Genomic DNA, 26,745 nt, shown 5'->3' on the forward strand with positions numbered 1-26,745 from the left:
ATTAATCTTCCTTATCTACTGACTCTTCGTTTTCACTGGCGACCGCATCCTCAGCCGATGAATCCGTCGTCTCAGCCGCTTTCTCCGTTGCTGCTGGCTCCGAAGTGGCGACTACCTCTTCTTGCTGGTCATCGTCATCAGGTACAATCACCATTTCCTCGGAACGGACTGCCAGGGCTGACCGGTCGTTGAGGTACCACTGCCGAACCAGGTTGTAGTGCAGCAGAATATCAAAGAAGGAGACCTGCTCGCCGGGATCCTTCACCTGGAAGGCCCATTCTTGGCTGTAATCATCGGGATCGAACGAAAGGTCCAGCTTGATCCCCTGATCCAGCAGGAGCTCGGCCCCACTGTTATGCGGCAGGTTCATCAGCATGTAGTCGGTTTCGGCCGTGCGGACAAAGAGCCGGTCGATTACCGTGAGCTTCAAATCGGGTTCACGCAGCTTAAAGCGTTCATCATTAGCCGTGTTCAGGATCCCCAGGTTAATGGTGAAGTTCAGGTCGCTAGCCAGTTCGTTTGCAAACTCGATCAGCGGCTTGATGGCGTCACGCAGCTCAAGATCGGAATGCTTCTTCAGGGCGTAAACAATGAAGTAGTTAACCAGGGCCCGGTTATTGAACTGGAAGAGCCGGTCGCTAAAGTTCAGGTAAAACAGCGGCTGAGCCTGGTGCTGCTCGGTGAAGGCTGCCTCCCCATTGCCGCCGACTTCAAACTTGAAGACGGCATCGTCAAGCGGATCAATGGTCGCCACAAACTGGTGCTGACCATTTTCCTTTACCTTAATAGCATCGACTTGGTGCATTTCGAGTAGGCGTCCCATGAAGAGCATGTAATAGTCGGCCGCCTGGTAGTGCTGCGGAAAATCGATGAAGGCGTTGTGAAGATCCAACTTGGTCAGCGCCGTTGCTGCATCGAGCAGGTCACTTGCCTGGTCGGTTTCGGCCAGCTGATCCAAAAGGTCGACGTACTGTTGCCCCCGTTTGAGGACACTCTTAAAAGAGTCCGCCAGCGCCGTTACCCGGGCGGATGGTGAATCAACGATCTTGTTACTTGTCATCTTCACTCACCTGCTTTCCGTCGGCATCCTGCCCACCCAGGCTTTCCAGGTAATTAGCATAGAGATTGCGGTTGGCAAGCTCAAAATCTTCAAAACTGCCAAAGGTGTCGATGATGCTCTTTTGCTCGTAGCTTAAAATGGTATTTTCCTTGGAGAGGGCCAGGACGACCTGCTCGTTTTCCTTGATCGTCTGGGCCGCCGTCCGTGCTTCTTCTTCCTGATCCTCCAGCTTCTGGAACTGACCGACCAGTTCTTCTCTGGTCTCCCGGTTCCGGCTGGATTCAAACAGGCCGGAGTGTGAATTAATGTCCTTTAATTGGGCCTGGATATCGGCCTTCTTTTCTTCGCGCTCCCGCTGGTGGTCAATCAGGTCCTGGAGGTGATCATTTTCACTGGAAATTTTGTCGATCCGATCACTGTTGTAGCGCTTGTTTTCCCGTGCCAGCTTGAAGGATTCTTTCAGCATGTCATATTCGGTCTGGTCAAAGGAGAAGCGAACGTTTAGGACGTCCAGTTCACCGAAACGCCGTCGGTCCCACCAGTTCCCGAAGTAAATCCGGTAGTGGCCGGTCTGATACTCCTCGTAGTAGAAGAATGGGTAGGCCTTGCCCAGGTAATTAATCAGGTTGACGCTCAGGTAATCGCTCAGTTGATCGGCCAGGTCGTCGACGAGGCTCATCACGCCCTCGTCATTGGGCTGCTGCTCACGGTGTTCAATTTCCTTGGCGTACCGCTGGTTGTCCAAAAGGCGGTAAACTTCCCGATCCTGATGCTCATCAATGGCCTGGTTGAGGGCCTGCAGATACTTCACCTTGGTCGCAATTCGGTGCTTAATCTTCTGACTAACATCTACGGCGCGACTTGATTTTTCTTCACTTGCCATAAACATGTCTCCTTGTTTTGAATACTAGTCTAATCTTAGCCAATTTTTATGAAATTTTAAAGAAGCAAATCGTCAATTGAGGACTTTCTTAACAATTAAATTGACCAATCTTGCCTTTTTTATAATTTGAATTATAATATAGGTAACAGATATTTTACAGATGTATAATATCTGTTCTCAGACGGAGCGTTTCGAAAAGAGGCGAAGTTAATTATGGCACTGAGCAAACAAGAACGTAAGGAAATGGCCCGTAAGGCTATGGAAAAGCGTGGGAGCAAGAAGCCTGATGGCTCTGGTTTCGCAAAGCTTGACGAAGAAGCCAAGAAACTGAGCGACTAAGCTTTTTGAAACAATCCAAATTTAAAAGCGCAAGCGATTTTTGGTCGCTTGCGCTTTTTTGATAACGTGGAAAACCAAAGGCTAGCCCCGCGTCGTAACCGTGGGACGTATGATTATTTTCCACTCACTTTTTACTTATTTCTGTTGTTCCTGGCAGAAGCGTTCGAGCCGGTCCATCCCCTCTTTGATTTGGTCCATCGCCGTGGCGTAGCTGAAGCGCAGGTAGCCTTCGCCCCCGGCACCGAAGTAAGCCCCGGCTGCGGCCGCAACCTTGGCTTCCTTGGCCATTTGATAAATCAGTTTGGTGTCATCCTGCTCCAGGAAGGCCGGAATCTTGGCGAAGATGTAGAAGGCCCCCATCGGCCGTGAGCACTTAAAGCCCATCTTCTCCAGGCGCTCACGCATGTAATCCCGGCGCTCAACGTACTGCCGGTCCATCTCCCGAGTGGCATCCAAGCCCCCACGCAGGGCTGCCTCGGCCGCGTCCTGGGTGAAGGTGGCCACGTCGGTCATGATGAAGGAGTGTACCTTAAAGATTTGCGCAGTAACTGCCTTTGGCGCGCAGAGGTAGCCAATCCGCCAACCGGTCATGGCGTAGGATTTCGACAGGCCGTTCGTCAGGATGGTCTGCTCCGGTAGGGTTCTGGCCATCGAAGCGTAGTGACCATCGTAGTTGAGCTCGCTATAGATCTCGTCGCTGATGGCAAAGATCGGCTTGTCGCGAATCAAGTCAGCCAGGGCATCGAGCTCCTCCTGACTGTAAACGACCCCGGTTGGGTTGGACGGGTTAACGATAATTACCGCCTTGACCCGGTCGCCATACTTATCCAGATAAGACTGCAGCAGTTCCGGCGTCAGCTTGAAATCGGTCACAGACGTATCAACCTCAACGGGCTCGGCACCATTAATTAAGGAATCCGGGCCATAAATGGAGAAGGTCGGTGTCGGGACCAAAACAACGTCCCCAGGATTGGTAACCGCGGCAATCGCCGAGTAGACCCCCTCGGTGACCCCGTTGGTAATCAGAATCTCGGTCTTGGGATCATAGTGAAGGTCGTAACGATCGCTGAGGGCATCGGAAACCGCCTGGAGCAGGCCAGCGGTCCCCCGCTGCGACGCATAGTGGGTCCGGTTGTTCTCGATTGCCCGGATCCCCGCCTGCTTGATGTACTTGGGCGTGTTAAAGTCCGGCTCACCCACCGTAAACTTGATCACGTCCGGGATCTGTGCCACGTAGCTCGAAAAATCAAAAATCTTCAGTGTCGGCACGTCTTTCAGCGTCGTTCGCATGTGTTTACTCATCTCAACCATTGCTTATCAAATCCTTTCGTCAGTTTGTCTTTACTTATAGCCTAACTGATTTGTGCAATACTGGTCAAGCCCAGTTACAAAAAAGCCGAACGGCAGCAATGCCATTCGACTTTAATAATCTTTTTACTTCAGGGCGTCAATCATCCGGTCGAGCAGGGCCAGGTTGGTCTTTTCACCGTAGATGTCCATGATTTGGTAAATCTGTGGAGCGGAGATGGCACCAGTGAAGGCGAAGTTCAGTGGGAACCAGAGGTAACGACCCTTGATGCCGGTTTCCTTACCGACTTCCTTGATGGCCGCTGCGTAGTCGGTCCGACCTTCCGCAATCTTAGCCCGCAGGTTTTGCAGAACCGCCGTAACGTCTTCCTTAGTGAAGCCGTCCTTAGCCAGGATTTGGTCGTAGTCGAACTCTTGGTTCAAGACGTTGTAGTAGTCCCAGGCGTACTGCATTACTTCCAGGAGTTTTTCAACGTCGCGCTGGTGAACGCCGAGGGTCTTCTTCAGCAGGCTTTCCAGCTGGTCTTCAGGGATTGACTGCAGGCGCTTGGCCTCGTCGGTTTCCCCTTCGGCAACCAGTTCCATGGTCCGCTTGGTCAATTCGTCAATGTCCATCTGCTTGATGTACTGACCGTTCATCCAGTCAAGCTTCTTTTGGTCGAAGTAGGCTGGGGCCTTGGACATCCGGTCGGGGTCGTAAACCTTGATCAGTTCATCCTTGGAGTAGATTTCCCGTTCGCCCTTTGGTGACCAGCCCAAAAAGGCGATGAAGTTGAAGATTGCTTCGTGCAGGTAACCGTGACGCTTGTATTCGCTGATGAACTGCAGGGTGTCCTTGTCCCGCTTACTCAGCTTCTTCCCGGTCTTCGGGTTGAAGATCAACGGGATGTGGCAGAAGGTCGGGTGTTCCCAGCCCAGTGCTTCGTAAATGGCAATCTGCTTTGGCGTGTTGGAGATGTGGTCAGCACCACGCAGCACATGGGTGATGTCCATGGAGTGGTCATCAACGACAACGGCAAAGTTGTAGGTTGGCATCCCGTCGGACTTCTCAATGATGAAGTCCCCACCGAGGTTGTCGGAGTTGAAGGAAACGTGGCCCCGGGCGATGTCGTCCCATTCATAGTCGTGGTTCTTTGGGAAGTGGAAGCGAATGGTTGGCTTCAAGCCCTTAGCTTCGGCTGCCTTTTGTTCCTCTTCGCTCTTGCCGTACCACCGACCGTCGTAGTGCGGAGCTTCCTTGTTGGCCCGCTGGCGTTCACGCATTTCCTTCAGTTCTTCTTCGGTCGTGTAGTCCTTGTAGGCAATCCCCTTGTCCAAGAGTTCCTGGATGTACTTGTGGTAAATGCCCTGTGCATTCCGTTCGCTCTGCCGGTATGGTGCGTACTTTGGATTTGGCTTGTTCGGACCTTCATCCCAGTCGATTCCTAACCAGTGCAGGTTGTCCCGCTGACTGGCTTCACCATTTTCAACGTTGCGCTTAGTATCCGTGTCTTCAATCCGCAGAACCATCGTGCCGTCGAAGTGGCGTGCAAATAAGTAGTTAAACAATGCTGATTGCGCATTTCCAATATGCAAGAAACCGGTTGGACTTGGTGCATACCGAACTCTGACCTTTTTGTCCATTATATAGATTCTCCTTTAGTAACTAATTAGCGGTAAAAAGCCGCTATTACAACAAGTATAATTGTATCTGAAAGCAGCTATTTGTCAATCAAAAGTCGCCGGCACAAGAAAAGGGAGTGAAACAGAACTCGCTGGTGAATTCTGTTCCACTGCCCTTTTGGTGTTCAATTGTTTTGATTAGTATTCCATGTATTGCTGGCGTTCCCAACCAGAAACGTGTTGCCGGTAGCCTTCGTATTCCCGGGTCTTGGCTTCCATGAAGCTGTCGTAGAGGTGTTCACCCAAAGAATTCTTGATCACATCGTCGGCAGCCAAGTCCTTCAAGGCGTTGTGGAGGGTATCAGGCAGGTTGACAATCCCCTTTTCTTGGCGTTCCTTGAGGCTCATCGTGTAGATGTTTTCGTTGATGTTGTGAACCGGTGGCAGGTCGTTACGCAGACCATCCAGACCGGCTTCCAAGACACTGGCAATCGCCAGGTACGGGTTAGCAGCCGGGTCGGCAGACCGCAGTTCCAGCCGGGTCCCCATGCCCCGGTCGCTTGGAATCCGAATCAGTGGTGAACGGTTAGAAGTGGACCAGGCCACGTAAACCGGTGCTTCGTATCCAGGAACCAGGCGCTTGTATGAGTTAACGATTGGGTTGCAGATGGCGGTGAAGCTCCGGGCGTGCTTCATCAGGCCGCCGAGGAAGTGGTAGGCAGTCTGGGAAAGCTGGTTGGCGTCGTTTTCGTCGTAGAAGGCGTTGTGCCCTTCCTGATCAAAGAGGGACATGTTCAGGTGCATCCCACTGCCGTTAATGCCGGACAAGGGCTTCGGCATAAAGGTGGCGTGCAGGCCGTACTTCTTGGCGATCGTCTTTACGACCAGCTTGAAGGTTTGAATGTTGTCAGCGGCTTCCAGGGCGTTGGCGTACTTGAAGTCGACTTCGTGCTGGCCAGGGGCAACTTCGTGGTGGGCCGCTTCAACGTCGAAGCCCATCTTTTCCAGGGCTAAGACAATGTCGCGCCGGCAATCTTCACCGCGGTCGGCGGGTTCCATGTCGAAGTAGTTTTCCTGGTCGTTAACGGTTGCCGTTGGGTTGTCATTGTCGTCCAGCTTGAAAAGGAAGAATTCTGGTTCAGGGCCAATGTTGAAGTCGGCAAAGCCCAGCTTCTGCATGTCCTTGAGCACCCGCTTCAGGTTGTTCCGTGGATCACCAGAGAACGGCGTGCCGTCGGTCATGTGGACGCTGCAGATTACCCGGGCAACCTTCCCGTGCTCAGCTCCCCATGGGAAGACCAGCCAGGTTGCCATGTCGGGGTAGAGGTACATGTCACTTTCTTCAATCCGCACAAAGCCGTCGATTGAGGAACCGTCGAACATAATCTTGTTGTCCATCAGCTTGTCGAGTTGACTTACTGGCAAATCAACGCTCTTGATCTTCCCCTGCAGGTCGGTGAACATCACGCGCAAGAAACGAATGTCTTCATCTTTCACCATTTGACGAACTTCATCTTTTGTATATTCTCGCTTAGCCATAAATTTCATTCCCTTTCAAAATACCAACTGCGCTAAAGCTACCGGTAATCCAGCTTAATTTTATTAAGTGGCATGAATAATTACCCAATGCCAACTATTGAGTTTGGCATATACCAATCGTTCGTGCTTACCATTCGATTAACCTGTCAATCACCTTTTCAATACGTGTCTAAGAATACCAACCGCTCCGGCACAAGTCAATCAATAATCGTATTTTTACTTAATTATAATTATTTCGTCAACTAAACTTTATTTAATTAACCAATCATGGATCAGCCCATTGATTTGTTCAGGCCGATCCTGGCCGCTGACCAGGTCGAACCAGTGAACCGGCATCTTATTGCGAAACCAGGTCAGCTGACGCTTGGCATAGCGGCGCGAATCCCGTTTGACCTTCTCCACCGCGGTCTGAAGGTCCACCTCGCCGGCAAAGTAGGGGTAGAATTCGTGATAGCCAATCCCCTTGCCCGCCGGCAGCTCTGCCCCACCTTGGTCATAGAGCCAGCGAGCCTCCTTCAATAGGCCAGCCGCCATCATCTGGTCAACCCGACGATTAATGCGCTCGTACAAGACGGCCCGGTCGGTTGTCAAGCCGATCAGCAGGTAGTCGTTTTGGGCCTCCTGGTGAGGTTGTTCCGAAAAAAGCTGGCCGGTCTTTTCAACCACCTCAATGGCACGAATAACCCGGCGCAGATTTCCCTTGGCAATTGCCCTTTCTGCCGCCGGGTCGAGCTGGGCAAGGTGGGCCCGCACGTAGGCCTCCCCTTTTTCCTCGGCAACATTGGTCCAGTGCTGACGAATCTGGGCGGACTCGGCATCGAAGTGGTCCCGGCCCAGGGTAAGGTTGTCGGTCAGGGTCCACAGGTACATCCCCGTCCCGCCCACGATCAGCGGCAGGTGGTGGCGCCCGGCAATCTGTTCAATCTGATATTCGGCCTGGTGCTTAAAGATGGCGGCCGAATAGCGCTCGTCGATGTCGCAGATATCAATCAGGTGGTGGGGGACCCCCGCCATCTCATCCGGCGTCACCTTGGCCGTCCCAATGTCGAGGTGCCGATAGACCTGCATCGAATCCCCGGAGATCACCTCCCCGTCAAAGGCCTTGGCCACCTCAATCGACAGGGCCGTTTTCCCGACCGCGGTGGGTCCCACAATTGCTACTACTTTTGTCATTTGTCCGCTTCCTTAATTTATAATTTATTGTGAAATTCCTGCTTAATACTGGTAAATCTACCCTAAGTAAATCATAATAGAATTAAGCTAATAACTAAAGGAGGAATTGCTGATGAAAGCATTAACTAAAGGGATTTTTATCGGTGCCGCATCCACGATCGCAGCCATTGCCAGTGGGGCCCTCGCATTCCACAAGACGGTCATCAAGCCGGTGGAAGATCAAGAAGAAAAGTTTGACGAAAACCGGCGGGCAGCCATCCGGAAGGGTCGTTCCGCTCACCAAATCTAAATTTTAAGCCTACGTAAAAAAGCGGTTGGTGGATTTTTCCACCAGCCGCTTTTTGTATCAGGCAATATGAGAAACTCTCATTCACCTTTTTAATACTTCGACTTCTTCGTCTTGCCGTCCCAGTCCTGGTAGCCACCCTTCAGGATGTAGAGCTTGTGGTAGCCATGCTTTCCAAGAAAGGCCGCTGCCTGCGTACTGATGGCCATCCCCTGGTCATACATGTACACCGGCAGGTCCGGCCGCAGTTCATTGTACTGCTGACGCAGGTAAATGTATGGCAGGTTCCGGGCGCCAAGAATGTGCCCAGCCCTGAACTCATTTTCCTGGCGCAGGTCGATCACCTGGGCCTTCCGCATTCCCGCGTGGAAATCAATGGAGTCCAAAACCGTGGCGTAACGCTTGCGCCGCAGGGTCTGGATTCCCCAAACCGCAAACCAGACAAGCAGGAGAATGATAACAACAGCATTGAAGATTAATAATCCTCGACTTACACCTAAAATCATCATGCACCCGCCTCAATTATTGATTGGCAAACTGACGAGCAAGGGAAGCAGCACCGATCACACCGGCATCGTTCCCTAATTCGGCCAGCTTCAGTTGAGTAGACGTCCGAACAGTTGGGAAGGCAAACTTTTCAAAGTTGTCGCGAACCCGCTTTAAGAGGAAGTCCCCGGCAGCGGAAACCCCACCACCGATCACAACGTATTCAGGGTTCAGGATGTTACTCAGGTTGGCGCAGGCCAGACCCAGGTAGTAGGCAACCTCGTCGACAACCTTGTTTGCCAGGTAGTCGTTTTCCTTGGCCAGGTCAAAGACGATCTTGGAGGTGATCTCGTCACCGTTGTCGATCATGGCCTTCAGGCGGCTCTTGCCCTCGTATTCTTCGGCCTTGTCCTGGGCGATGTGAACAACCCCGGTAGCGGAAGCATACTGCTCCAGGCAACCGCGGTTTCCACAGGTACACAGGTAACCATTTGGCTTAACAATCATGTGGCCGACTTCCCCACCGGCACCGACTAATCCGTGGACCAGCCGGCCGTTGGAGATGATTCCACCACCGACACCGGTTCCCAGGGTGATGAAGGCCACGTCGTCACCTTCGTTCCCGGCGCCCTTCCAGCGTTCACCGAGGCCGGCAACGTTGGCGTCGTTATCGAGGGCAAACTTCATGCCGGTTCCTTCTTCGATGGCTTCCTTAACGTTCTGGGTCGTCTTCCAGTTCAGGTTGTAGGCACCGACAACCGTGCCCTTTTCGCGGTCGATCGTTCCGGGAGTCCCCATCCCGATCCCGATGAACTGGTCCTTGTCCATCTTGTACAGGTCCAGGTGGTGGTTGATTGATTCAATAATGTCTGGAACAATGTGGGAACCCTCATCCAGGATATTGGTCCGAATTGACCATTTTTGTTGAATCTCACCGTTTTCCGTTAAAATCGCAAACTTGATGGTCGTCCCACCAAGGTCGACACCAAATAATTTCTTGTTAGCCATAATAATTCCTTTCTTTCTTCGAGACTAGTAGAGCCGTCCCGTTTCCTCTCTCTTTTGTTCTTCACGGTGTTCACGCCGCAGCACCAGTTTGGCCTTCATGTAGATGTCTTTCTCAATCACCCCTGACTGGTAGAGGTTGTCAAGCTCGATAGCCATCAGCTCAATGTCATAGAGTCGTTTGCCAACGTAAACAAAGACGTCAAAGGCCTTCAGCAGCTGCTGAACATCGTATAGCGTCCGATACTCCTGTGGAATTCGTGTACTTTCATGCATTCAATCAGCCCATTTCCATAAACAATCCGACCATTCCGATTACCAAAACTGCCGCGGCAAGCACTCGCTTAACCGGCGGCACGTGGCCAATCCGGGGTGCCCCGACGACGTAGGCCATCAGGAAACCACCGATCAGGCCGCCAATGTGCCCGGCCAGGTCGATCCCCGGCACAAAAAGATCGGTAACCACGTTTAAGATTACCAAGATCAAAAACTGGCGCGCCAGCAGGCGGATGGCCTGGTTGTCACGGAAGGACTCGCCCAGCATCAGGAAGGCCCCGAACAGCCCAAAGAGTGCCGTGCTGGCCCCCGCTGAAATGCCATTGGAAAGCCAAAGGGCGCTCAACAGGTTCCCGCTAATGGCACTGACAAAGTAGAGAACCGCCATCCGCCAATGACCAAACAGCTGCTCAATGTACATCCCAATGAAGTACAGGGTGATGCTGTTGATCAGAATATGGGTAAAGCCAATGTGAACAAAGACCGGCGTGATCAGGCGCCACCACTGGCCGGCCAGCAGTAATTGCGGCTGCAGGGCCCCGAAACGAATCAGGACTGCCGAGTTGGTGGAACCTCCCGCCAAGGTCATCGCCAGGTAGACAAGGACCTGGATGGCGATCAGGGTAATGGTCACGGGCGCCTTTGCCCATTCACGCGAACGCATAATCAGCACTCCGGCAGGGTCAGGACCCGGTCAAGTGCTAAATCGTGCTCGTCCGGGGTCCATTCACCCGCATCCGCCAGTTGGGTCGGCAGTGCCAGCGCGATCGTCTTGCCGTGGTACTTGCTCAGGTAGCGGTCGTAGTAGCCACCACCAAAGCCCAGACGTTGTCCTTCCTTCGTGAAGGCAACCCCCGGAACCACCATCAGGTCGATCTCGTCTGGTGCATAAACCCGTCCGTCATGCGGCTCAAGAATGCCAAAACTGGATTCATCGAAGTTGGTCTCTTCGTTGATCTCCACGAATTCCATCTGGCGCTTCGGCAGCGTCCGTGGAACCACAACCGTTCGTCCTTCATGCCGGGCATGGAGCAGGATGGGTGCCGTATCGATCTCAAATGACTGGCTAAGGGTCAGGCCGATCGTCTTGGCGCTCATCCATTCCGGTTGATTAAAGAGCATCGATACTAATCGTTTTTCCTCGCTCAGACGCGTGTTAAGGTCGAGCTGCTGCAGACGGGCAATGTAGGCCTGGCGCAGCTCCTTCTTAGAATACGTCATGATTCTCAAATCTCCCCTTTATGCAAAATGATAAACGGTTACAAGAATACATTATTACAGGTCCCCCCTGCTTTTGCAAGCGTTTTTCCCTTCACAAGGGACGGAATTTCTATTTCGTCTTCTGGCCGTCCAGGCGGGCGTACAGGCCGATAATCTCCTGAGCCAGGTCAACATAGGTGATCGCCGTCATCAGGTGATCCTGGGCATGGACCGTCAGGAGGGAAAACGGCACGCCATCACCCTGGGCCTCTTTAGTCAGCAGCTCCGTTTGGGTATTGTGGGCCACCTTCAACAGTTCTCGGGATTGCGCCAGCTTTTCGTTTGCCGGCTGGATTTGACCTTGCCGGGCTGCCGCCAAGGCCTCCTGGGCCAGCTTACGGGCATCCCCCGCGTTGAGCATCAGTTTCATTGCCGCCGTTTGAGCAGCGGCCTGCTTCTCTTTCTCCGTCATCATGATCACCTCATTGTTGTTGGCTAAATGTGAAAAAAGCAGCACCAATCATAATTGACTGGTGCTGCTTTGATGAAACTAAGATTACTTAGTTTCGCGGTGTAATGTCACCTTACGCTCCCGTGGGCAGTATTTCTTTAATTCAAGCCGGTCGGGATTGTGACGACGGTTCTTGCTGGTTAAGTAAGTCCGCTCGTGGCATGAAGTGCATTCAAGGGTAATGTTGACACGCATGAGTTGTAACCTCCAAACTTTAATTGATCTTAATTGGTTATTTATCGTAACCCTAACTCGTACAACTATATCATTTATTGATTGATTTGGCTAGTGATTTACCAAAGTTTGTTAAGGAAATCTCCTTGACAGCCTTAGTCATCACTGACGCTCTTGGATGATTTAACGGTCTTCCAGTAGGCGTTGAAGATTTCCTTGGCCATGTTCAGGTTGGCTCCACCGTCATCGTTGGTCGATCCTGGAATAGCCAGGGCAACCACGACCTGCGGATTGTTGGAAGGTGCATAGCCGGCGAAACTCAAGGTCGTCGTCTCGTGCCCTTCTGAAACGGTTTCGGCGGTCCCGGTCTTCCCAGAGACGGATGGTTTGACGCTCGACAGCGCCTTCCCGGTAACGTAGGTGTTGGAACCATGGGTAACCTCATAGAGCCCCTGGCGAACCACGTCGAAGTAGGACTTTGGCGCTGGAATAACCTGTTGGACCTGCGGCTGGGTGGTGTACTCGACCGGTCCCAGCTTCCCGTTGCTCTTGGTTCCCCGGATGGCCTTAATGACGTACGGCCGCATCCGGTTCCCACCGTTGGCAATGGTTGACATATACTGGGCCAGCTGGATGGTGGTGTAACCATCGTAGTTCCCGTAGGCCAAGTCGAGGGCCGAACCGACGTGCGACTGAGTGGACGGCCCCTCATACCCGGAGGTTTCACCCGGCAGATCAATCCCGGTCTTTTGTCCTAAGCCAAACATGTTGAAGTAATAGCGTTCCTTTTGGAAGATGCTTGGCTTCAGGGTCAGCTTGGCATTATCGGTGTAGTTCATGCCACCCTCCTTCATGATCAGCTGCATCATGTAGGAGTTTGAGGAAACTTCCAGGGCGGTCGCTGCGTCAACGGCCATGTTGGCACTCCCGGTCTTGTTAAACCAGGAGGCCTTGGTGGAAACGCCCTGCACCTTGATCGGCCGGTCGGTCAAGGTACTGTTGGTTGGCGTGATGACGCCGCTCATCAAACCGCCCATCACGGTGGCGGGCTTGACAACCGACCCCATAGTGATTGGGTGGTTGATTGCCCCGATCTGGTCGACGGTCTGCTTCCCGGTCTTCGGGTTCCGGTCAATCCCGGCCATCGCCAGGACGGCCCCGGTGTGAGGATCCATTACTACGGCGTAAACCCCGGAAGAGTAGCTATTCCCGGCGGAGGAATAGTTGTTCTTCAGGATGCTCTGGACCTTACTCTGCAGTTGGGAGTTAATGGTTAAGACCAGGTTGTCACCCTTTTTACCCTTATACTTGACCTTTTCCTTCGTCACGTTGTTACCACTCGTCGTGACCTCGGTCTGGGACTTGGAGCCGGCCAAGGTTGCCTGGAACATCTTTTCAATGTAGCTCTGCCCCACACTGTCGTTTCGTGAGTAACCCTGGGAAAGCAGGCTGTTGACCTCATCGCTCGGCAGCCCGGTCGTCGACACGGTCCCCACTAGGGATTGGATGTCCTTGCCCTGCGGATAATTTCTTGTCCAGGCAGTCCCGATCTTGACCCCCGGCATCTCGTTTAGGTGTTCACCAACGGCCGCCAGTTCCTTGGACGTTACACCAGTTTCCTTAATATAGGTGGTCGAAAGCGAGTAGGCACCGCTCATTGCCGCGTAGATTCGAGCATTGTTCTTCTGTTGTGGCGTCAGCTCCCAGGAACCCGGGTGCTTGTCCAGGTAGTCTAAAGCCTTGTTATACTTATCGTCATCACTCATCGAATCGGTCGTCTTGACGTGCTTGAGGACACTCTTGAGCCGGCCCTTGTCAGCCAAATAGTAGTCTTCCTTATTCCGGTCCGTCAGTCGTGAATTCTTGTTGGTGACCTTGACGTATTGGCCGAGGCGGTTGGCAATCTTGTAGAGATCATCGGAACTTACGTTTTGTCCCTTCGTGTAGGTAATCGCCTGGTGCGTCTGGTTGCCGACCAGGACCTTCCCCTCAGAATCGTAGATCATCCCCCGCTGGACGTTGTTGGTCTGAATTGAGGTGTCCGAACGCTTAACCTCAGCCTTATAGCTGTTCCCGTTCAACACCTGGAGGTCAAACAGCCGGATCGTCAACGCCAGCAAGAGGATGCCGACAATCCACAGTAAAAAATTTAACCGAAACGGAATCACCGACTGGGCACTGCGGTTCTTCTTGTTTCGGGAATTAAACTTGTTCTTGATACGATCAAAGAATTTCACGAGAATCTTTTCTCCTTCATGATGGTGATTACATTCTACCAAATTTTCACGGTAAGTGCAGATTGCTTTCACCGCTAACGTAAAAATGATACTCTTAATTGCACTAAAATTGAACTCTAATGCCCGATGATTTAATTAATTTTAATTCTTAAATCACCATTTTGCCTTATTTTCCGTTATATAATAGGCAACAGTAAAATTGGAAAGGATTTTGGTTGTGACAAGAAATAAGTGGACAGACAGCAACAGGCTCATTCTCGCCGGTGCTTTTTTAATTCCGGCATTTTTAATGGGAGCCTATTTTGCCTACCGTCAGATGGCACCGTTTGGCCCCAGCAGTCTCTTAACCGTTGACCTCGGCCAACAGTACATCGACTTCTTTGCCTACTTTCGAAACATCATCCTCCACCACCCCAGCGCCCTCTTCTATTCCTTTAGCAAGGGGCTGGGCGGTGAGATGTTTGGCACGAATGCCTACTACCTCTTCAGCCCCCTCAATCTCCTGCTCCTGGCTTTTCCGGGAAAATGGCTGACCAGCGGCGTCATGCTGCTCACGCTGGTCCGCTACGGTCTGGCGGGCCTCAGCATGGCCTGGTTGATCCAGCGGACCAGCCTGCAGCGAGGACCGCGGATCTGGGCCTTTAGTACCGCCTACGCGCTGAACGGCTGGATGATCGCCAACCAGTTGAACATGATCTGGCTCGACGCCCTGATCCTCCTGCCACTGATCACCTGGGGGCTGCTGCGTCTCATCCGCGAAAAGCGGCCGGGAACCTACGTTGCCTGGCTGGCCGTCATGCTGATCGACAACTACTACATGGCCTGGATGATCTGCATCTTCACGCTGCTCGTCCTTCTCTGGCAGCTGCCGGTCTTGAATGGCTGGAAGGCCCGACTCAAAACCTGTGGTGCCTACCTGGTCAGCTCGGTCCTCAGCGCGGGAATTGCCGCCGTTGTGCTCCTACCGACCGCCTACGCGCTGACCACCAGCAAGGGGACCTATACCGAGACCAGTATCAGCAGCAAGCTGGAATACAACCCACTCAAGATGCTGGGCAAGCTCGTCCCCGGTTCCTTCAATTTCAACCAGATGCCCAGCGGTCAGCCTAACATCTACATTGGCATGCTCCTCCTGATTGGAGCAATCCTCTACTTCTTCAACGCCAAGGTCAACTGGCGCCAACGTCTCGTGGCCCTCTTGGTGACGATCTTTTTCATTGCTTCCTTCTGCTACGAGCCGCTGGACCTGCTTTGGCATGCCGGCCAATTCCCGGTCTGGTACCCCTACCGGTTCTCGTTCCTCTTCAGCTTCTGGTGCATCCTGCTGGCGGCCAAAACCCTTCAGCCAAACTTCCAGCTGAAGTGGTGGGGCGCCTTGATTCTGCTGGGAGTCAGCATCCTCATCTGCTGGGAAACCGACCGCCTGAACCTTTCCTACCTCTCGACCAGTCAGCGCATGATCGGGCTGGGCTTCGTGGTGATCGCCCTGGCAACCCTGGTACTGGCCCGTCGCAATTCGCCACGGCTCTATGACCTCCTGTTGATCCTGGTCATCACCTGCGACGTGGCCACCAGTGCCTTTACCAGCCTCAACAAGATTGCCTACGTTTCGCAAAACGAGTTCGGCCAGTACACCAGCCAACTCAACCAGGCCAGTCATCAGTTAAAGAAAAAGGATACTGGCTTCTACCGGGTTGCCAAGACCTTCATGCGAACCAAGGACGACCCGATGCAAAGCGATTTCTACTCCGCCGACCACTTCGGCTCCACCCTGGAACCGCTCCAGCCAAGCTTTCTGGGTGCAATCGGGCAGCCGGCCGGGGATGGCTTCGTCAGCTATGACAACGGGACCCAACTCACCGATGCTCTCTTGGGCTTTAAGTACACCATGACGGCCAAGCACCACGGAATCATGAACGGCGACCAAATCATGCCGCTGTCCGGCTACCGGCCCGACTGGCGTTCCCAATCTAAGGTAGGCCAAACCAGCATGATCACCAGCCGGAAGAACAAGGATGCCCTGCCAATTGCCTTTGGCGCAAGTTCGGAGATTTTCCAACTCGCCAAGGCCACCCTTGACCCGCTCAGCTACCAGTCCCAGATTTTCCAGGCGCTGGCTGGCCGGCCAATCAACAAGTCGCTCTTCACCGTTCAAAACTTCAATTCCGTCAAGTACACGAACGTCCAGTCGGCCGAACAGATCACGGGGACGACCTTCCGCAAGCAAAACCTGCTCAAGCCGGCGACGATCCAGCTGAAGTTCATCCCACCGACCAACGATTCCTACTACCTGACCTTGGGACCCGAGGTCAAGGAGAACGCCAGCATCAGTATCAACAAGCGTGACTTCGCCCAGTACGACACCTACCGCGACACGGTCGTCATCAACCTGGCCCACCACCAGAAGGGCAAGCCGATCACCATCACCCTACGCCTAAAGAAGACCAGCGTTTGGCTGCAAAACGTCAGCGTCTACCGGCTCAATCAACGACCGTTTAACGCCAGCCTCAAGACGCTCAAGCAGTCACCGCTCAAGATCGATCATCATTCCGAATCCTCGATCAGCGGGCACGTCCACATTCACCACGGCCAGTCCGTACTCATGACCACCATTCCGACGGCCAAGGGCTGGCACGTCAAGGTCGATGGCCAAAGCGTCACGCCGCGGACGGTCATTGGCACCTTCATGGCGATTCCGATGAGCCCCGGCAAGCACCGGGTTCAGTTCTACTACCGGCCGCCGTTCCTGATTCTGGGTGCCGTGGTTAGCCTGGTCAGTCTGGGGGCTTGCTGGTACCTGCACCGGCGGCAGACTCGTAAAGTAAATTCGACATTTTAGCCATTTGAGACCCGACAAATCTTGAAATTTATGCAAACTTGCGTAAATTTGCGGATTTGTCGGGTCTCAGATTCGATAGCTTAAAAAAGCCGTCCAGGAATTTTCCTGGGCGGTTATTTTTTATTTCTGTTGGTGTTGAGAAGCCCCCGTCGAAGCGTCGGCCTGGTTGTCGGAATGGTCGGCGTTGTCACTGGTCAGGCCGGCAACGTCCGGTGTGTCGTCGCCCTCGTGCTCAAAGTGGAAGACCGGGCCATCCGCATTGGCATCAACGGTGGTGATCAGTCGGGTGAAGAACCACTCGTCCACCTCGTTGACGTAGAACTTGATGCCCGCCTTTTCGACCTCCATGACCGGGTCAATTGGGTTATTATTCTTGGCAAAGGCCTGGGAGAAGCCGTGATGAACCTCGGTCCGGCCGTAGACCTTCCCGTAAAGCTTGATGCCGTCACCCGGCTTCAGATTCATTTCGTCGCGGAACCACTGGGCGGCCGCGTCGGTAACAATTAACTTCATGCTTAAAACTCCTTTTCATCCATCAAACTAACCTTATGATAGCACTTTCATATCACTTACTGTACCATCAATTGGTCTTTGTTCAAAGAATCTTGCCTGGCCGCCAAATAAAAAAGAGGCCGGGTTTTGCCCAACCTCTTTTTTGCAATTACTTCACGTCCAGGATCTTGACCTTCATCGTGCCGTTTGGAATGTCGATCTCGACTTCTTCGCCGATTTTGTGACCCAGCAGGCCCTTGGCCATCGGTGATTCGTTGGAGATTTTGCCGTTCAGCGGGTCGGATTCGGATTCACCCACGATCGCGTAGGTTTCTGGTTCTTCGTCCGGCAGTTCCTGGAAGGTTACCTGCCGGCCCATCGAAACTTCGTCCTTGTCGACGTCCTCGTTGTCAATGATGACGGCGTATTGAAGCATGTTTTCGATCTGGGAAATCTTGCTTTCCACCATTGCCTGTTCATCCTTGGCAGACTCGTACTCAGAGTTTTCGGAGAGGTCCCCGTAGCTCCGGGCAATCTTGATCCGCTGGATAACTTCTGGACGACGCTTCATCTTGTAGTCTTCCAGCTCTGCCTCCAGCTTCTTCTTCCCTTCGAGGGTCATTGGAAATTGTTTTTCTTCAGCCATAAATTTTCACTCCTCATATTTTATCCAGCTGCTACATTAACATTCCTGCGCAGACTTGTAAACTCTATTGCAGGGTGTGGCCGCGCTTGACCAGGATGTCACGCACCTTGGTCGTCAGAATGTCGATGGCCACGTGGTTTTCCCCACCTTCGGGAACGATGATGTCGGCATAGCGCTTCGTCGGTTCCACGAACTGGTGGTACATTGGCTTGACGGTCGCCAGGTATTGGTTGATGACCGAATCCAGGGACCGGCCCCGCTCGGCCATGTCCCGCTTGATCCGGCGAATGATCCGGATGTCGTCATCGGTGTCAACGTAGACCTTGATGTCCATCAGGTCCCGCAGGCGCTCGTCGTCTAAGATCAGGATCCCCTCCAGGATGATCACGTCCTGGGGTTCAACCCGAACCGTTTCCTTGGACCGGGTGTACTGCTTGTAGTCGTAGACCGGCATGTCGACCGCCTGGTTGTTGCGCAGGGCCGCCAGTTGTTCGATCAGCAGGTCGGTATCGAAGGCCAGCGGGTGGTCGTAGTTAACCGCCTTGCGCTCAGCCATCGTCATTTCCGACTGGTCGTTGTAGTAGGTGTCCTGGGTGATGATCTGAATGGCCTGGCCGTGGAGCTGGTTGTAGATGGCCTTGCTGACGGTGGTCTTCCCACTCCCAGAGCCACCGGTTACCCCGATGATAATCGGCCGCCGTTTTTGTGTACTCATTGCTTGTGTGTAACTCCTCTAAAAAAATTAATCCTCAATAGTATATAGCACTCTGCCGCGCTCGGCAATCCTCTATTGTTTCTTTGCCGCCTGATTTTCCTGAAGGGTCATTACCAACTCCGGGATCGACGACGAACGCTTCAGGCGAAACTTTCCCGCCTTGATCCCGTTAGTCTTGTGCGTCTGCAGGTAGTAGTCAAAGACAAACTGGCTCCTCACCAGGTGGTGCTTTTTCATCAGCACGGCCACACTGTGATCCGTGGCGCCCTTAGGAACCACCACCGTCACCCGCTGCTTGCTGTCGGCATCGACGGGCTTTAGGGCATAGTTGAAATACTGGTGAATCGACAGGCCAACGATGATTAGGACGACCACTAAGGCAATGACGATCCGGTTTTGGCGGCGCAGCTGTTCTTTACTCAATGCTTTTTTCCTCGTAAAGCAAATAATGTGGGACCAGTAAATAGCCTCACATTATTATTCTCAAATTAACGAATTTCAGCGGATAATTGATCTTCGAGGGCCTTGGTAACCTTCGTGAAGGCGGTGTTGACCTGGTCTTCCGTCAGGGTGTCGTGATCATCCTGGTAGGTCAGCGTGTAGGCCAGTGACTTCTTGCCCTTCGGCAGGTGAAGGCCGCTGTAAACGTCGAAGAGGTGAACCTGCTTCAGAAAGGCCCCGCCGCGCTTGTTGATGATCGCGGTTACCATTTCGTTCGTGACGTCCTGGTCAACCAGCAGCGCGATGTCCCGCGTGATCGACGGGTACTTGCTGATTGGGTGGTAGACGTTGGCAATCTTTGGCGCTGCCATAAGGCTCTCCAGGTTCAGTTCAAAGACGTAGGTCGCCGGAATCTTGAAGGACTTGGCGACTGCCGGGTGAACCTGGCCGATGAAGCCGATCAGCTGGTCGTCCAGCATGATGTTGGCCGTCCGGCCGGGGTGCATCTCGGCTCGTGATTGGTCGGCCTCGTAGGTTAACTTCCCGGCCAGGCCGAGGTTGTGCAGGTAGCGCTCCACGATCCCCTTCAGCTGGTAGAAGTCAACCGGGCGGTCATCATGGTGCCAGTCGTTGGTCAGAAGCTGACCGGTAATTGCTCCGGCCAGGTGTTCCTGTTCCTCAGGCCGTTCGCCGCCCTTTGGCAGGAAGACCCGCCCCTCTTCGTAGAGGGCGACGTTGTCAACACCGTGGGCAACGTTGTAGGCAACGTCCAGCAGCAGGCCGCTGATGATGCTCATCCGGGTCGCAACGTGATCCGAGCTCATCGGGAAGTCCAGCTTCATCGGTTCGGCAACCGGATCGATCTGGAACTGCTTGGCCAGCTCCACCGTCGTCAGGGAGTAAGACAAGGCCTGATCCAGCCCCATCCCCTCCATGTCGTGGCGGCTGGCCCGGATGAAGCGTTGCCGTTCCGTCAGGCCACCGTGGTTGCGGGTCATGACCGGCAGGGTTGCCGGCAGGTTGTCGTAACCGTAGATCCGGGCGATTTCCTCGTACAGATCGGCGGCCACGAAAATGTCCCAGCGCCGGGCCGGAACGGTGACCGTCAGTTGGTCAGCCCCGTCCGTTTCGCAGCCAAACTGCAGGCGACGGAAGATATCTTCGACCTCCGCCAGTGACAGGCTCGTGCCCAGGACGTCGTTGATCTTGGCCAGGGAAAGGACAATCTGCTTGCTTTGGGCTGGCTTTTCGCTGCCGGTGACGATTCCCTTGGTAACCGTCCCGCCGGCCAGTTCCTTGATCAGCTCGGCGGCTTCGTTCAGGGCCGTCTCGACGGTGGCCGGGTTGATACCCCGCTCGAAGCGCATTGAGGATTCGCTGTGCAGGTCGAGGCGCCGGGCCTGCTTGCGGACCATGACCGGATCAAAGATGGCTGCTTCCAGGGCAACCGTGGTCGTGGAGTCGGCCACTGCGGTTCCTTCGCCGCCCATCGTGCCGGCCAGGCAAACTGGCTGGTCGTTGACCGTCACTACCAGGTCGTTGGCCTTTAGGGTCTGCTCATCCCCGTCCAGGGTGGTGAACTTCTCGCCCTCCTTGGCGTGACGAACACCGAAGTCGTGACCCGGCAAGGCATCGTAGTCGTAGCTGTGCAGCGGCTGGCCGTACTTCAGCAGGACGTAGTTGGTAACGTCAACCACGTTGTTGATCGGCCGGATGCCGGAGTTCCAAAGGCGAATCTGCAGCCAAAGCGGACTGTCGGCCACCTTGACGCCCTTGATGACCCGCAGCTTGTAGGTTGGGCTTGCCTTTGGGTCGTTAATATCAACGCTTACCAGGTCGCTGGTTGCCTGGTCATCGTTTTCCTCAACCGCCACTTCCTTGAAGTGAGGCTTGAGGTCGTAGAAGGCGGCGATGTCGTTAACGTTGCCGTAAATGCTGAGCATGTCACCACGGTTTGGCGTGACGTCCGTGTCAATGATCGTGTCATCCATCCCCAGGTAGGAGAAGACGGAATCGCCCGGCTTGGCATCGGTCGGCAGGAAGTAGAGTCCCTCGTCGTAGGCCTTCGGGGCGATCTTGTCGCTGAAGCCAATTTCCTGAAGGGCACAGAGCATCCCGTTGGATTCCACGCCCCGGATCTTGCCGCGCTTGATTTTAACGTTGTCGGCAATCCGGGCGCCGTTCAAGGCCGTGATGACCTTCTTGCCGACCTGAACGTTTGGCGCCCCGCAGACCACTTGGATCGGGTCTTCTTCGCCGATGTTGACCTGGCAGACGTGCAGGTGATCGGAGTTCGGGTGGTCTTCCATGGCCACGACCTCACCGACGACGAGCTTCTTTAATCCGTCGCTTAAGGAGTAAACGTCGTTGATGTCGACGGACGTCCGGGCGATCTTTTCCGCCAGGTCCCGCGGTTCAACGTCCAGATCAAGGTATTCTTTTAACCACTGGTATGATACTTTCATTTATCTTATCCTTTCTCGTCAAATTGATTCAGGAAGCGGACATCGTTTTGGTAGAAGTTCCGGATATCGTCGACCCCGTACTTCAGCATGGCGAACCGGTCGGGACCCAGTCCAAAGGCAAAGCCGCCGTATTCTTCGGGATCGACCCCTGACATCTTGAGGACGTTCGGGTGAACCATTCCGGCACCGAGGACTTCGATCCAGCCGGTGTGCTTGCAGATGGCACAGCCCTTGCCCATGCAGTTGAAGCAGGTAATGTCGGCTTCAACGGACGGTTCCGTGAACGGGAAGTAGCTTGGCCGCAGGCGGACGTCAAGCTTGTCACCGAAGAGGGAGCGGGCTACAACCTTCAGCGTCCCCTTCAAGTCGGCCATCGTGATGTGCTTGCCGACGACCATCCCTTCAATCTGGTTGAACTGGTGACTGTGGGTGGCGTCGTCGGTGTCGCGCCGGTAAACCTTCCCTGGGGAGATCATCTTCAGTGGGCCCTTAGAAAAGTCGTGCTTTTCCAGCATCCGGGCCTGCATCGGTGAGGTCTGGGTCCGCATCAGCACGCTCGGCGTCACGTAGAAGGTATCCTGCATGTCCCGGGCCGGGTGATCCTTGGGCAGGTTCAGCTTTTCAAAGTTGTAAACTTCCTGCTCAACTTCGTCCCCAACGGCCACTTCATAGCCCATCGAAACGAAGAGGTCCACCACTTGGTCAATGATCTGCTGGATCACGTGGGGCTGACCCTGGGCAACCGGACTGCCGGGCAGGGTGACGTCAATCGTCTCGGCCTTCAGTTTTTCATTTAAGGCCGCCTGTTCCAGGGCTGCGCGCCGTTCCTCAATAGCGGCGGTCAGTTCGTCCCGTACCTTGTTGGCAAATTGGCCAACCTTGGGCCGTTCCTCGGCACTGATGTCCCGCATTCCCCGCAGCACACCGGTCAGGTTCCCCTTCTTCCCCAGCATCTTGACCCGGATTTCGTTAATCCGCTTCAGGTCCTGGGAATTTTCAATATCTTCCAGTCCTTGTTGACGCAGGTCAGCAAGTTTCTCTTTCAAATCCATGCTTTCACTCCTTTTGTAAATAAAAAAGCTCCGTCCCCAATAGGGACGAAGCTTCGCGGTACCACCCTAGTTTATAGAATCAAATCTATACACTCGAAGATCAATAACGGCGATCAACCGGAATATCATTGCATATCAGCTCAAGAAATGAAATTCGTCGCTTGATCCTGACTGCCGGTCGCAGAATCTCCGGCAGCTCTCTTGCAGTCACGCCCGACTACTAGTTTCCGTCATTGCTTTTAACTATATATGATATTCTAGCCACTCACCCGCAATTGGTCAAGGGTAAAAATCAGCACCACTTATCGCTCCAGGCGTGAACCGCGTTCATCACGGGCGCTAGTTCCCGACCGCGGGCGGTCAGTGAATAGTCAACCCGGCTAGTACCTGGATAGGTGTTTCGAACAATAATCTGGTCGTCCTCCAGCTCCTTCAAGCGTTCACAGAGGACCCGGTCGCTGCACTTGCTGACGCTGTTGGCAATGTCTTTGAAACGCAGGGTGTCCTTTTCCAGCAGGGTTTCAATGATCAACCCGTTCCATTTCTTGCCCAACATCATAAAGGTCTTGGTAAACCGTGGGCACAGTTTACATGGCCCGTCAACAACCGGCGTACTAGCTTCTCCTTGCATCTATCGTTCTCCTTCCTACCAAATAGTCCGCATCCGCCGTTTCTTAATCCGGCGACGAAGCTTGGCACGCATTGGACTGAAGAACTCGTGCTCAGCTTCAAAATCATCAACCAATGAAACAATCATGCTCTCTGGGTATCGTGGAACTGCCAGAGTTGCGCCAAACATGTGCTTGAGGATAATATCCTTTTCCTTCTTGTTTAAGGGCGTAATCTTCTCCGCGTTCCGCAGGGCAACCCGTGGGTGAATGAAGGCGTGCGTCCCAAGATCAAACTTGGTCGTCCGCCAATCATAGTAAAACAGGTCGTGAAGCAACCCGGCCCGGGCCACACTCCGGTAGTCAAGGTGCCAACGCTTGGCAATCCGGTAGCTATCGTAAGAAACCGCAATTGAATGCTGCAAACGATTGGAGTGATGGTGTTGGGTGTAGTGAGCGAGCTTCTTGACCGCCGGCTGGTCCAGCAAGTCTTGCACGATCGCTACGTATTCCGGGTCGTTGCGCCATTCGTTCTTTGATTTCATAGAATACCCCTTTTCTATTGGCTAAGATCATCTTACACGATGGAGCGCCAAAAATAAATAATTTTGCCTATCAAAAGTAAGTAGCTACTGGTTCAACTGAAACATCAAAATCCCGGCAGAAATCGCAACGTTCAACGACTCGGCTTCCCCACGCATTGGAATGTAGAGATTATCCGTGGTTTCGTCGAGCAGGGACTGGCTCATCCCCTGACCTTCGTTGCCCATGATCAGTGCGAAGGTCTTGCCGGGGTGAACGTCCCGGAAGTTCTTGGCCTGCGGATTCAGCTGGGTCCCGTAAACGGGTGCCCCGAGCTGCTTAAAGTCGGCAATCCACTTGTGGAGGTCGCCTTCAAAGAGCTGGAGGTGGAACTGACTCCCCTGCATGGAACGAACAACCTTGGGGCCAAAGAGGTCGGCACTGCGCTGACCCACAACGACCCCGGTAAAGCCCGCGGCATCGGCTGTCCGCACCATTGTACCCACGTTGCCCGGATCCTGAACCCGGTCTAAGAAGAGCCAGGCCCCGGTGATGGGCTGCGTTGGCAGGCGATGGGCATCCGGCAGGGCCACCACGGCGGCGATCCCCTGCGGCGTCACCGTCTCGGTGATGTGCTTCATGATTTCTTCAGTGACGCTGTAAACCTCTTCGGCGTGGCTGAACAGGTCCTGGTGCGCCGCCAGCTGGTCGGCCGTCCCGATCAGCTGAACGATCGCAATCCCAGACTTGACGGCCTCATTGACCAGGTGCCAGCCGTCGAGCAGGTAGAGCCCACTCTGCCGGCGAAACTTCTTGGTAGCCAGTTTCTTCCAGTCCTTGACGTGTTGGTTGTGAACAGATGTTAATTCTTCCATAAGTAAAACGATCTCCTTCTCTTAAGATAATTATACCATGTTCTTGGTGTACAATATCTTTAACCATTTCTCGGCTTTGATAAGTTTTCCTTAAGAAGGTGAAGAATTTGATTAATCGTCATTTGACCATCAGCGGGCGCGTCCAGGGCGTCGGCTTTCGCTGGAGCACCCAGCGCCTGGCGCGGCAAGCGGGACTGCAGGGCTTTGTCAAGAACCTAGCCGATGGGCGCGTCTATGTCGAGGTTCAGGGCGAAGAAGCAGTCGTCGAACGCTTCATCCAGCGGCTTTCTGCCGGTCCCAACCCCTATGCGATCGTGGAAAAAGTCGATCAAACAACCGGCAAGCTCCAGGCCTATCCTGACTTTGGCGTGCGCTTCTGAGCTGGAATTTTGGCCCGCTTTAGGGTAAGATATGTACTGTTTACTTAAATCTGAGATTAACTAATAAGGGAGATTAATTTAATGAAACACAAACGACTCACCGTGGTCGGTCTGATGACAACCATGCTCTTCCTGCTCAGCGGCTGTGTCCGCACCACGAAGAGCGGCCGGCCGTACGGTTTCGTCTATGACTACATGGCCAAGCCGATGCAGCACCTGATGGAATGGCTGGCCAGCCACCTGGGCAACAACTATGGCTGGGCAATCATCGTCATCGTCGTGGTCGTCCGGACCATCCTTCTGCCAGTGATGTTCTCGCAAATGAAGAAGTCCACGATCACCCAGGAAAAGATGGCCCAGATTCAACCGGCAATCAAGGCCCTCTCCGCCAAGCAAAAGGCTGCCAAGACGCCGGAAGAACAGGCCGCTGTCAGTCAACAGATGATGGCCCTCTACCGGGACAACAACGTCAGCCTGACCGGGGGGATTGGCTGTCTGCCGCTGCTGATCCAGCTGCCAGTCTTCGCCGCCCTCTACGCCGCGATTCGCTATTCCCCGGACCTCTACCACGCCACCTTCTTTGGCATCGCCCTCGGGAAGCCTAGTTTTCTCTTTGCCGTCCTGTCCTTCATTGCCTACGCCGTTCAGAGCTACCTCGGCCTGGTCGGTGTGCCGGAAGAACAGAAGAAGCAGATGAAGGCCGCCATCTGGATGAGCCCAGTCATGACCTTCTTCATTTCGCTGACCTCGTCGGCCGGCCTGGGGCTCTACTTCTTCATCGGTGGGCTCTTCGCCATCCTGCAAACCCTGATGGTCAACGCCTACCGGCCACGGATTCGGAAGCAAATTGCCGCCGAGGCCAAGAAGCACCCGGTCAAGGTGCCAACGGTTGATCCACAGCCAAGCACCAAGACGGCCGACGCCATCAACCAGCTGAAGAAGTCGAATTCGGCGCAGCAGATGGCCCAGCGCAACCGGCAGCGCAATGCCGGCAAGCAGCACCACAAGAAGAACTAGTAATTACTAAAGGGACTGGGAATTGCTCTCAGCCCCTTTCTTTTGGCATTAACTATCTGGAGGAACAAACATGATAAAACCAATTGTCACCGACGTCCAGCAACTCAAGCAACCTTCCGCACCAGCCAGTCGGCAGGACCTTTCAATTGGGCGGGATCTGATGGATACCCTGCACGCCCACCAGGACCACTGCATCGGGATGGCCGCCAACATGATTGGCGAACGTAAGCGCATCATCATCGCCCAGCTGGGCCCCCTGCCGGTCGTGATGTTCAACCCGCAAATTACGGCCAAGGCCCGGCCCTACCAGACCAAGGAGGGCTGCCTTTCACTGTCCGGCAAACGGCCAACCCAACGCTTTGACCAGATCACCGTCCAGTTCTTTAACCAAAACTGGCAAAAACAATCCCTCACCCTCAGCGGTTTGGCCGCCGAGATCGTCCAGCACGAAGTCGACCATTGCAACGGAATCATTATTTAACATGCAAAGTCGGTGAAATGTTGATAAGATAAAAAGCAAATAAGGGTCGCAAGATCGCCGGGTTTTGCAGCAAATCAACAATCGTTTTCCAACAGGCGTCCGCGTGCGGGGGAGGAAGACCAAGGGAGGAATT

General features: G+C 53.8%; 29 protein-coding genes and 1 other annotated feature. Of the genes, 6 read left to right on the forward strand and 23 right to left on the reverse strand.

Features of this window, described 5'->3' with window-relative positions:
• Nucleotide 1: 1 nt before the first annotated feature.
• Nucleotides 2-1,060 carry a hypothetical protein gene (locus tag LKE23_RS03290; RefSeq protein ID WP_291978069.1) on the reverse strand — a complete coding sequence of 353 codons (1,059 nt, stop codon included), beginning with the start codon at nt 1,058-1,060 and terminating at the stop codon, nt 2-4.
• Nucleotides 1,050-1,943, reverse strand: coding sequence for an exonuclease SbcC (locus LKE23_RS03295; RefSeq protein ID WP_291978070.1), 894 nt, complete (start codon nt 1,941-1,943; stop codon nt 1,050-1,052). The genes LKE23_RS03290 and LKE23_RS03295 overlap by 11 nt, the downstream gene beginning before the upstream one ends.
• A gap of 213 nt (nt 1,944-2,156) precedes the next feature.
• On the opposite strand from LKE23_RS03295, the gene LKE23_RS03300 reads away from it, so the two are divergent.
• Nucleotides 2,157-2,282 carry a hypothetical protein gene (locus LKE23_RS03300; protein WP_267202282.1) on the forward strand — a complete coding sequence of 42 codons (126 nt, stop codon included), beginning with the start codon at nt 2,157-2,159 and terminating at the stop codon, nt 2,280-2,282.
• A 135-nt stretch (nt 2,283-2,417) separates the two neighbouring features.
• Here LKE23_RS03300 and LKE23_RS03305 read toward each other — a convergent pair whose 3' ends face one another.
• From LKE23_RS03305 to miaA, 4 genes are all read right to left on the reverse strand, one after another.
• Nucleotides 2,418-3,593, reverse strand: coding sequence for an aminotransferase class I/II-fold pyridoxal phosphate-dependent enzyme (locus tag LKE23_RS03305; RefSeq protein WP_291978071.1), 1,176 nt, complete (start codon nt 3,591-3,593; stop codon nt 2,418-2,420).
• Nucleotides 3,594-3,716: 123 nt separating this feature from the next.
• On the reverse strand, nt 3,717-5,213 hold the full coding sequence (gene gltX / locus LKE23_RS03310) for a glutamate--tRNA ligase (protein ID WP_291978072.1): 1,497 nt from the start codon (nt 5,211-5,213) through the stop codon (nt 3,717-3,719).
• A gap of 177 nt (nt 5,214-5,390) precedes the next feature.
• On the reverse strand, nt 5,391-6,731 hold the full coding sequence (glnA, locus tag LKE23_RS03315; RefSeq protein ID WP_291978073.1) for a type I glutamate--ammonia ligase: 1,341 nt from the start codon (nt 6,729-6,731) through the stop codon (nt 5,391-5,393).
• 249 nt (nt 6,732-6,980) lie between these two features.
• Nucleotides 6,981-7,904 (reverse strand): tRNA (adenosine(37)-N6)-dimethylallyltransferase MiaA, encoded by a 924-nt coding sequence (gene miaA / locus LKE23_RS03320; RefSeq protein WP_291978074.1) that lies wholly within the window; start codon nt 7,902-7,904, stop codon nt 6,981-6,983.
• Nucleotides 7,905-8,016: 112 nt separating this feature from the next.
• On the opposite strand from miaA, the gene LKE23_RS03325 reads away from it, so the two are divergent.
• On the forward strand, nt 8,017-8,193 hold the full coding sequence (locus LKE23_RS03325; RefSeq protein WP_267202287.1) for a DUF3042 family protein: 177 nt from the start codon (nt 8,017-8,019) through the stop codon (nt 8,191-8,193).
• A gap of 89 nt (nt 8,194-8,282) precedes the next feature.
• On the opposite strand, the gene LKE23_RS03330 is transcribed toward LKE23_RS03325, so the two are convergent.
• From LKE23_RS03330 to LKE23_RS03365, 8 genes are all read right to left on the reverse strand, one after another.
• Nucleotides 8,283-8,696, reverse strand: a complete 414-nt coding sequence (locus LKE23_RS03330) for a rhodanese-like domain-containing protein (RefSeq protein WP_291978075.1) — start codon at nt 8,694-8,696, stop codon at nt 8,283-8,285.
• Nucleotides 8,697-8,712: 16 nt separating this feature from the next.
• Nucleotides 8,713-9,684, reverse strand: a complete 972-nt coding sequence (locus tag LKE23_RS03335; protein ID WP_291978076.1) for an ROK family glucokinase — start codon at nt 9,682-9,684, stop codon at nt 8,713-8,715.
• A 24-nt stretch (nt 9,685-9,708) separates the two neighbouring features.
• Nucleotides 9,709-9,957 (reverse strand): YqgQ family protein, encoded by a 249-nt coding sequence (locus LKE23_RS03340; protein WP_291978077.1) that lies wholly within the window; start codon nt 9,955-9,957, stop codon nt 9,709-9,711.
• A 4-nt stretch (nt 9,958-9,961) separates the two neighbouring features.
• Nucleotides 9,962-10,621, reverse strand: a complete 660-nt coding sequence (locus tag LKE23_RS03345; RefSeq protein WP_291978078.1) for a rhomboid family intramembrane serine protease — start codon at nt 10,619-10,621, stop codon at nt 9,962-9,964.
• A 2-nt stretch (nt 10,622-10,623) separates the two neighbouring features.
• On the reverse strand, nt 10,624-11,178 hold the full coding sequence (locus tag LKE23_RS03350; RefSeq protein ID WP_291978079.1) for a 5-formyltetrahydrofolate cyclo-ligase: 555 nt from the start codon (nt 11,176-11,178) through the stop codon (nt 10,624-10,626).
• 109 nt (nt 11,179-11,287) lie between these two features.
• Complete coding sequence (locus tag LKE23_RS03355; protein WP_366512171.1) at nt 11,288-11,629, reverse strand: PTS lactose/cellobiose transporter subunit IIA; 342 nt, start codon at nt 11,627-11,629, stop codon at nt 11,288-11,290.
• 84 nt (nt 11,630-11,713) lie between these two features.
• Nucleotides 11,714-11,863 carry a 50S ribosomal protein L33 gene (gene rpmG / locus LKE23_RS03360; protein ID WP_104688004.1) on the reverse strand — a complete coding sequence of 50 codons (150 nt, stop codon included), beginning with the start codon at nt 11,861-11,863 and terminating at the stop codon, nt 11,714-11,716.
• A 134-nt stretch (nt 11,864-11,997) separates the two neighbouring features.
• A complete protein-coding gene (locus LKE23_RS03365; protein WP_291978081.1) occupies nt 11,998-14,079 on the reverse strand; it encodes a peptidoglycan D,D-transpeptidase FtsI family protein in 2,082 nt (693 codons plus the stop codon).
• A 217-nt stretch (nt 14,080-14,296) separates the two neighbouring features.
• Here LKE23_RS03365 and LKE23_RS03370 point away from each other — a divergent pair, with 217 nt between their 5' ends.
• Complete coding sequence (locus LKE23_RS03370) at nt 14,297-16,918, forward strand: YfhO family protein (protein WP_291978082.1); 2,622 nt, start codon at nt 14,297-14,299, stop codon at nt 16,916-16,918.
• A 120-nt stretch (nt 16,919-17,038) separates the two neighbouring features.
• Here the strand turns inward: LKE23_RS03370 and LKE23_RS03375 are convergent, their stop codons facing one another.
• The 9 genes from LKE23_RS03375 to LKE23_RS03415 all read right to left on the reverse strand — a co-directional run bounded on the left by LKE23_RS03375 (nt 17,039) and on the right by LKE23_RS03415 (nt 24,734).
• Complete coding sequence (locus LKE23_RS03375; protein WP_291978083.1) at nt 17,039-17,431, reverse strand: HesB/YadR/YfhF family protein; 393 nt, start codon at nt 17,429-17,431, stop codon at nt 17,039-17,041.
• A gap of 148 nt (nt 17,432-17,579) precedes the next feature.
• Entirely contained in the window at nt 17,580-18,056 is a 477-nt protein-coding gene (gene greA / locus LKE23_RS03380; protein WP_291978084.1) for a transcription elongation factor GreA, read from the reverse strand.
• 64 nt (nt 18,057-18,120) lie between these two features.
• Nucleotides 18,121-18,771 carry a uridine kinase gene (gene udk, locus LKE23_RS03385; protein ID WP_291978085.1) on the reverse strand — a complete coding sequence of 217 codons (651 nt, stop codon included), beginning with the start codon at nt 18,769-18,771 and terminating at the stop codon, nt 18,121-18,123.
• Nucleotides 18,772-18,843: 72 nt separating this feature from the next.
• Nucleotides 18,844-19,194 (reverse strand): endolytic transglycosylase MltG, encoded by a 351-nt coding sequence (locus LKE23_RS03390; protein ID WP_291978086.1) that lies wholly within the window; start codon nt 19,192-19,194, stop codon nt 18,844-18,846.
• Between the two features lie 65 nt (nt 19,195-19,259).
• Nucleotides 19,260-21,677: a phenylalanine--tRNA ligase subunit beta gene (gene pheT, locus LKE23_RS03395; RefSeq protein ID WP_291978087.1), complete on the reverse strand. Its 2,418-nt coding sequence runs from the start codon at nt 21,675-21,677 to the stop codon at nt 19,260-19,262.
• A gap of 5 nt (nt 21,678-21,682) precedes the next feature.
• Nucleotides 21,683-22,729 carry a phenylalanine--tRNA ligase subunit alpha gene (gene pheS, locus LKE23_RS03400; RefSeq protein ID WP_291978088.1) on the reverse strand — a complete coding sequence of 349 codons (1,047 nt, stop codon included), beginning with the start codon at nt 22,727-22,729 and terminating at the stop codon, nt 21,683-21,685.
• A 38-nt stretch (nt 22,730-22,767) separates the two neighbouring features.
• Nucleotides 22,768-22,972 (reverse strand) — a binding site (T-box leader).
• A 49-nt stretch (nt 22,973-23,021) separates the two neighbouring features.
• Nucleotides 23,022-23,360, reverse strand: coding sequence for a winged helix-turn-helix transcriptional regulator (locus tag LKE23_RS03405; protein ID WP_291978089.1), 339 nt, complete (start codon nt 23,358-23,360; stop codon nt 23,022-23,024).
• Between the two features lie 15 nt (nt 23,361-23,375).
• Nucleotides 23,376-23,882 (reverse strand): HD domain-containing protein, encoded by a 507-nt coding sequence (locus tag LKE23_RS03410; protein ID WP_291978090.1) that lies wholly within the window; start codon nt 23,880-23,882, stop codon nt 23,376-23,378.
• 84 nt (nt 23,883-23,966) lie between these two features.
• Nucleotides 23,967-24,734, reverse strand: coding sequence for a TrmH family RNA methyltransferase (locus tag LKE23_RS03415; protein WP_291978091.1), 768 nt, complete (start codon nt 24,732-24,734; stop codon nt 23,967-23,969).
• Between the two features lie 107 nt (nt 24,735-24,841).
• Here LKE23_RS03415 and LKE23_RS03420 point away from each other — a divergent pair, with 107 nt between their 5' ends.
• The 3 genes from LKE23_RS03420 to LKE23_RS03430 all read left to right on the forward strand — a co-directional run bounded on the left by LKE23_RS03420 (nt 24,842) and on the right by LKE23_RS03430 (nt 26,612).
• Nucleotides 24,842-25,114 (forward strand): acylphosphatase, encoded by a 273-nt coding sequence (locus tag LKE23_RS03420; RefSeq protein WP_291978092.1) that lies wholly within the window; start codon nt 24,842-24,844, stop codon nt 25,112-25,114.
• Nucleotides 25,115-25,195: 81 nt separating this feature from the next.
• Nucleotides 25,196-26,131 carry a membrane protein insertase YidC gene (gene yidC, locus LKE23_RS03425; RefSeq protein ID WP_291978093.1) on the forward strand — a complete coding sequence of 312 codons (936 nt, stop codon included), beginning with the start codon at nt 25,196-25,198 and terminating at the stop codon, nt 26,129-26,131.
• Nucleotides 26,132-26,201: 70 nt separating this feature from the next.
• The gene (locus tag LKE23_RS03430) at nt 26,202-26,612 is read left to right on the forward strand and encodes a peptide deformylase (protein ID WP_291978094.1); all 411 of its coding nucleotides are present in this window, start codon (nt 26,202-26,204) and stop codon (nt 26,610-26,612) included.
• The last annotated feature ends 133 nt before the right edge of the window (nt 26,613-26,745 follow it).

The sequence above is a fragment of the Limosilactobacillus sp. genome (assembly GCF_022482365.1).
In the GTDB taxonomy this organism is placed as follows: domain Bacteria; phylum Bacillota; class Bacilli; order Lactobacillales; family Lactobacillaceae; genus Limosilactobacillus.

Coding starts and splice junctions, on each gene's coding strand:
- LKE23_RS03290 (WP_291978069.1), bottom strand. CDS start 1,060: ATGACAAGTAACAAGATCGTTGATTCACCATCCGCCCGGGTAACGGCG.
- LKE23_RS03295 (WP_291978070.1), bottom strand. CDS start 1,943: ATGGCAAGTGAAGAAAAATCAAGTCGCGCCGTAGATGTTAGTCAGAAG.
- LKE23_RS03300 (WP_267202282.1), top strand. CDS start 2,157: ATGGCACTGAGCAAACAAGAACGTAAGGAAATGGCCCGTAAGGCTATG.
- LKE23_RS03305 (WP_291978071.1), bottom strand. CDS start 3,593: ATGGTTGAGATGAGTAAACACATGCGAACGACGCTGAAAGACGTGCCG.
- gltX (WP_291978072.1), bottom strand. CDS start 5,213: ATGGACAAAAAGGTCAGAGTTCGGTATGCACCAAGTCCAACCGGTTTC.
- glnA (WP_291978073.1), bottom strand. CDS start 6,731: ATGGCTAAGCGAGAATATACAAAAGATGAAGTTCGTCAAATGGTGAAA.
- miaA (WP_291978074.1), bottom strand. CDS start 7,904: ATGACAAAAGTAGTAGCAATTGTGGGACCCACCGCGGTCGGGAAAACG.
- LKE23_RS03325 (WP_267202287.1), top strand. CDS start 8,017: ATGAAAGCATTAACTAAAGGGATTTTTATCGGTGCCGCATCCACGATC.
- LKE23_RS03330 (WP_291978075.1), bottom strand. CDS start 8,696: ATGATTTTAGGTGTAAGTCGAGGATTATTAATCTTCAATGCTGTTGTT.
- LKE23_RS03335 (WP_291978076.1), bottom strand. CDS start 9,684: ATGGCTAACAAGAAATTATTTGGTGTCGACCTTGGTGGGACGACCATC.
- LKE23_RS03340 (WP_291978077.1), bottom strand. CDS start 9,957: ATGCATGAAAGTACACGAATTCCACAGGAGTATCGGACGCTATACGAT.
- LKE23_RS03345 (WP_291978078.1), bottom strand. CDS start 10,621: ATGCGTTCGCGTGAATGGGCAAAGGCGCCCGTGACCATTACCCTGATC.
- LKE23_RS03350 (WP_291978079.1), bottom strand. CDS start 11,178: ATGACGTATTCTAAGAAGGAGCTGCGCCAGGCCTACATTGCCCGTCTG.
- LKE23_RS03355 (WP_366512171.1), bottom strand. CDS start 11,629: ATGACGGAGAAAGAGAAGCAGGCCGCTGCTCAAACGGCGGCAATGAAA.
- rpmG (WP_104688004.1), bottom strand. CDS start 11,863: ATGCGTGTCAACATTACCCTTGAATGCACTTCATGCCACGAGCGGACT.
- LKE23_RS03375 (WP_291978083.1), bottom strand. CDS start 17,431: ATGAAGTTAATTGTTACCGACGCGGCCGCCCAGTGGTTCCGCGACGAA.
- greA (WP_291978084.1), bottom strand. CDS start 18,056: ATGGCTGAAGAAAAACAATTTCCAATGACCCTCGAAGGGAAGAAGAAG.
- udk (WP_291978085.1), bottom strand. CDS start 18,771: ATGAGTACACAAAAACGGCGGCCGATTATCATCGGGGTAACCGGTGGC.
- pheT (WP_291978087.1), bottom strand. CDS start 21,677: ATGAAAGTATCATACCAGTGGTTAAAAGAATACCTTGATCTGGACGTT.
- pheS (WP_291978088.1), bottom strand. CDS start 22,729: ATGGATTTGAAAGAGAAACTTGCTGACCTGCGTCAACAAGGACTGGAA.
- LKE23_RS03405 (WP_291978089.1), bottom strand. CDS start 23,360: ATGCAAGGAGAAGCTAGTACGCCGGTTGTTGACGGGCCATGTAAACTG.
- LKE23_RS03410 (WP_291978090.1), bottom strand. CDS start 23,882: ATGAAATCAAAGAACGAATGGCGCAACGACCCGGAATACGTAGCGATC.
- LKE23_RS03415 (WP_291978091.1), bottom strand. CDS start 24,734: ATGGAAGAATTAACATCTGTTCACAACCAACACGTCAAGGACTGGAAG.
- yidC (WP_291978093.1), top strand. CDS start 25,196: ATGAAACACAAACGACTCACCGTGGTCGGTCTGATGACAACCATGCTC.
- LKE23_RS03430 (WP_291978094.1), top strand. CDS start 26,202: ATGATAAAACCAATTGTCACCGACGTCCAGCAACTCAAGCAACCTTCC.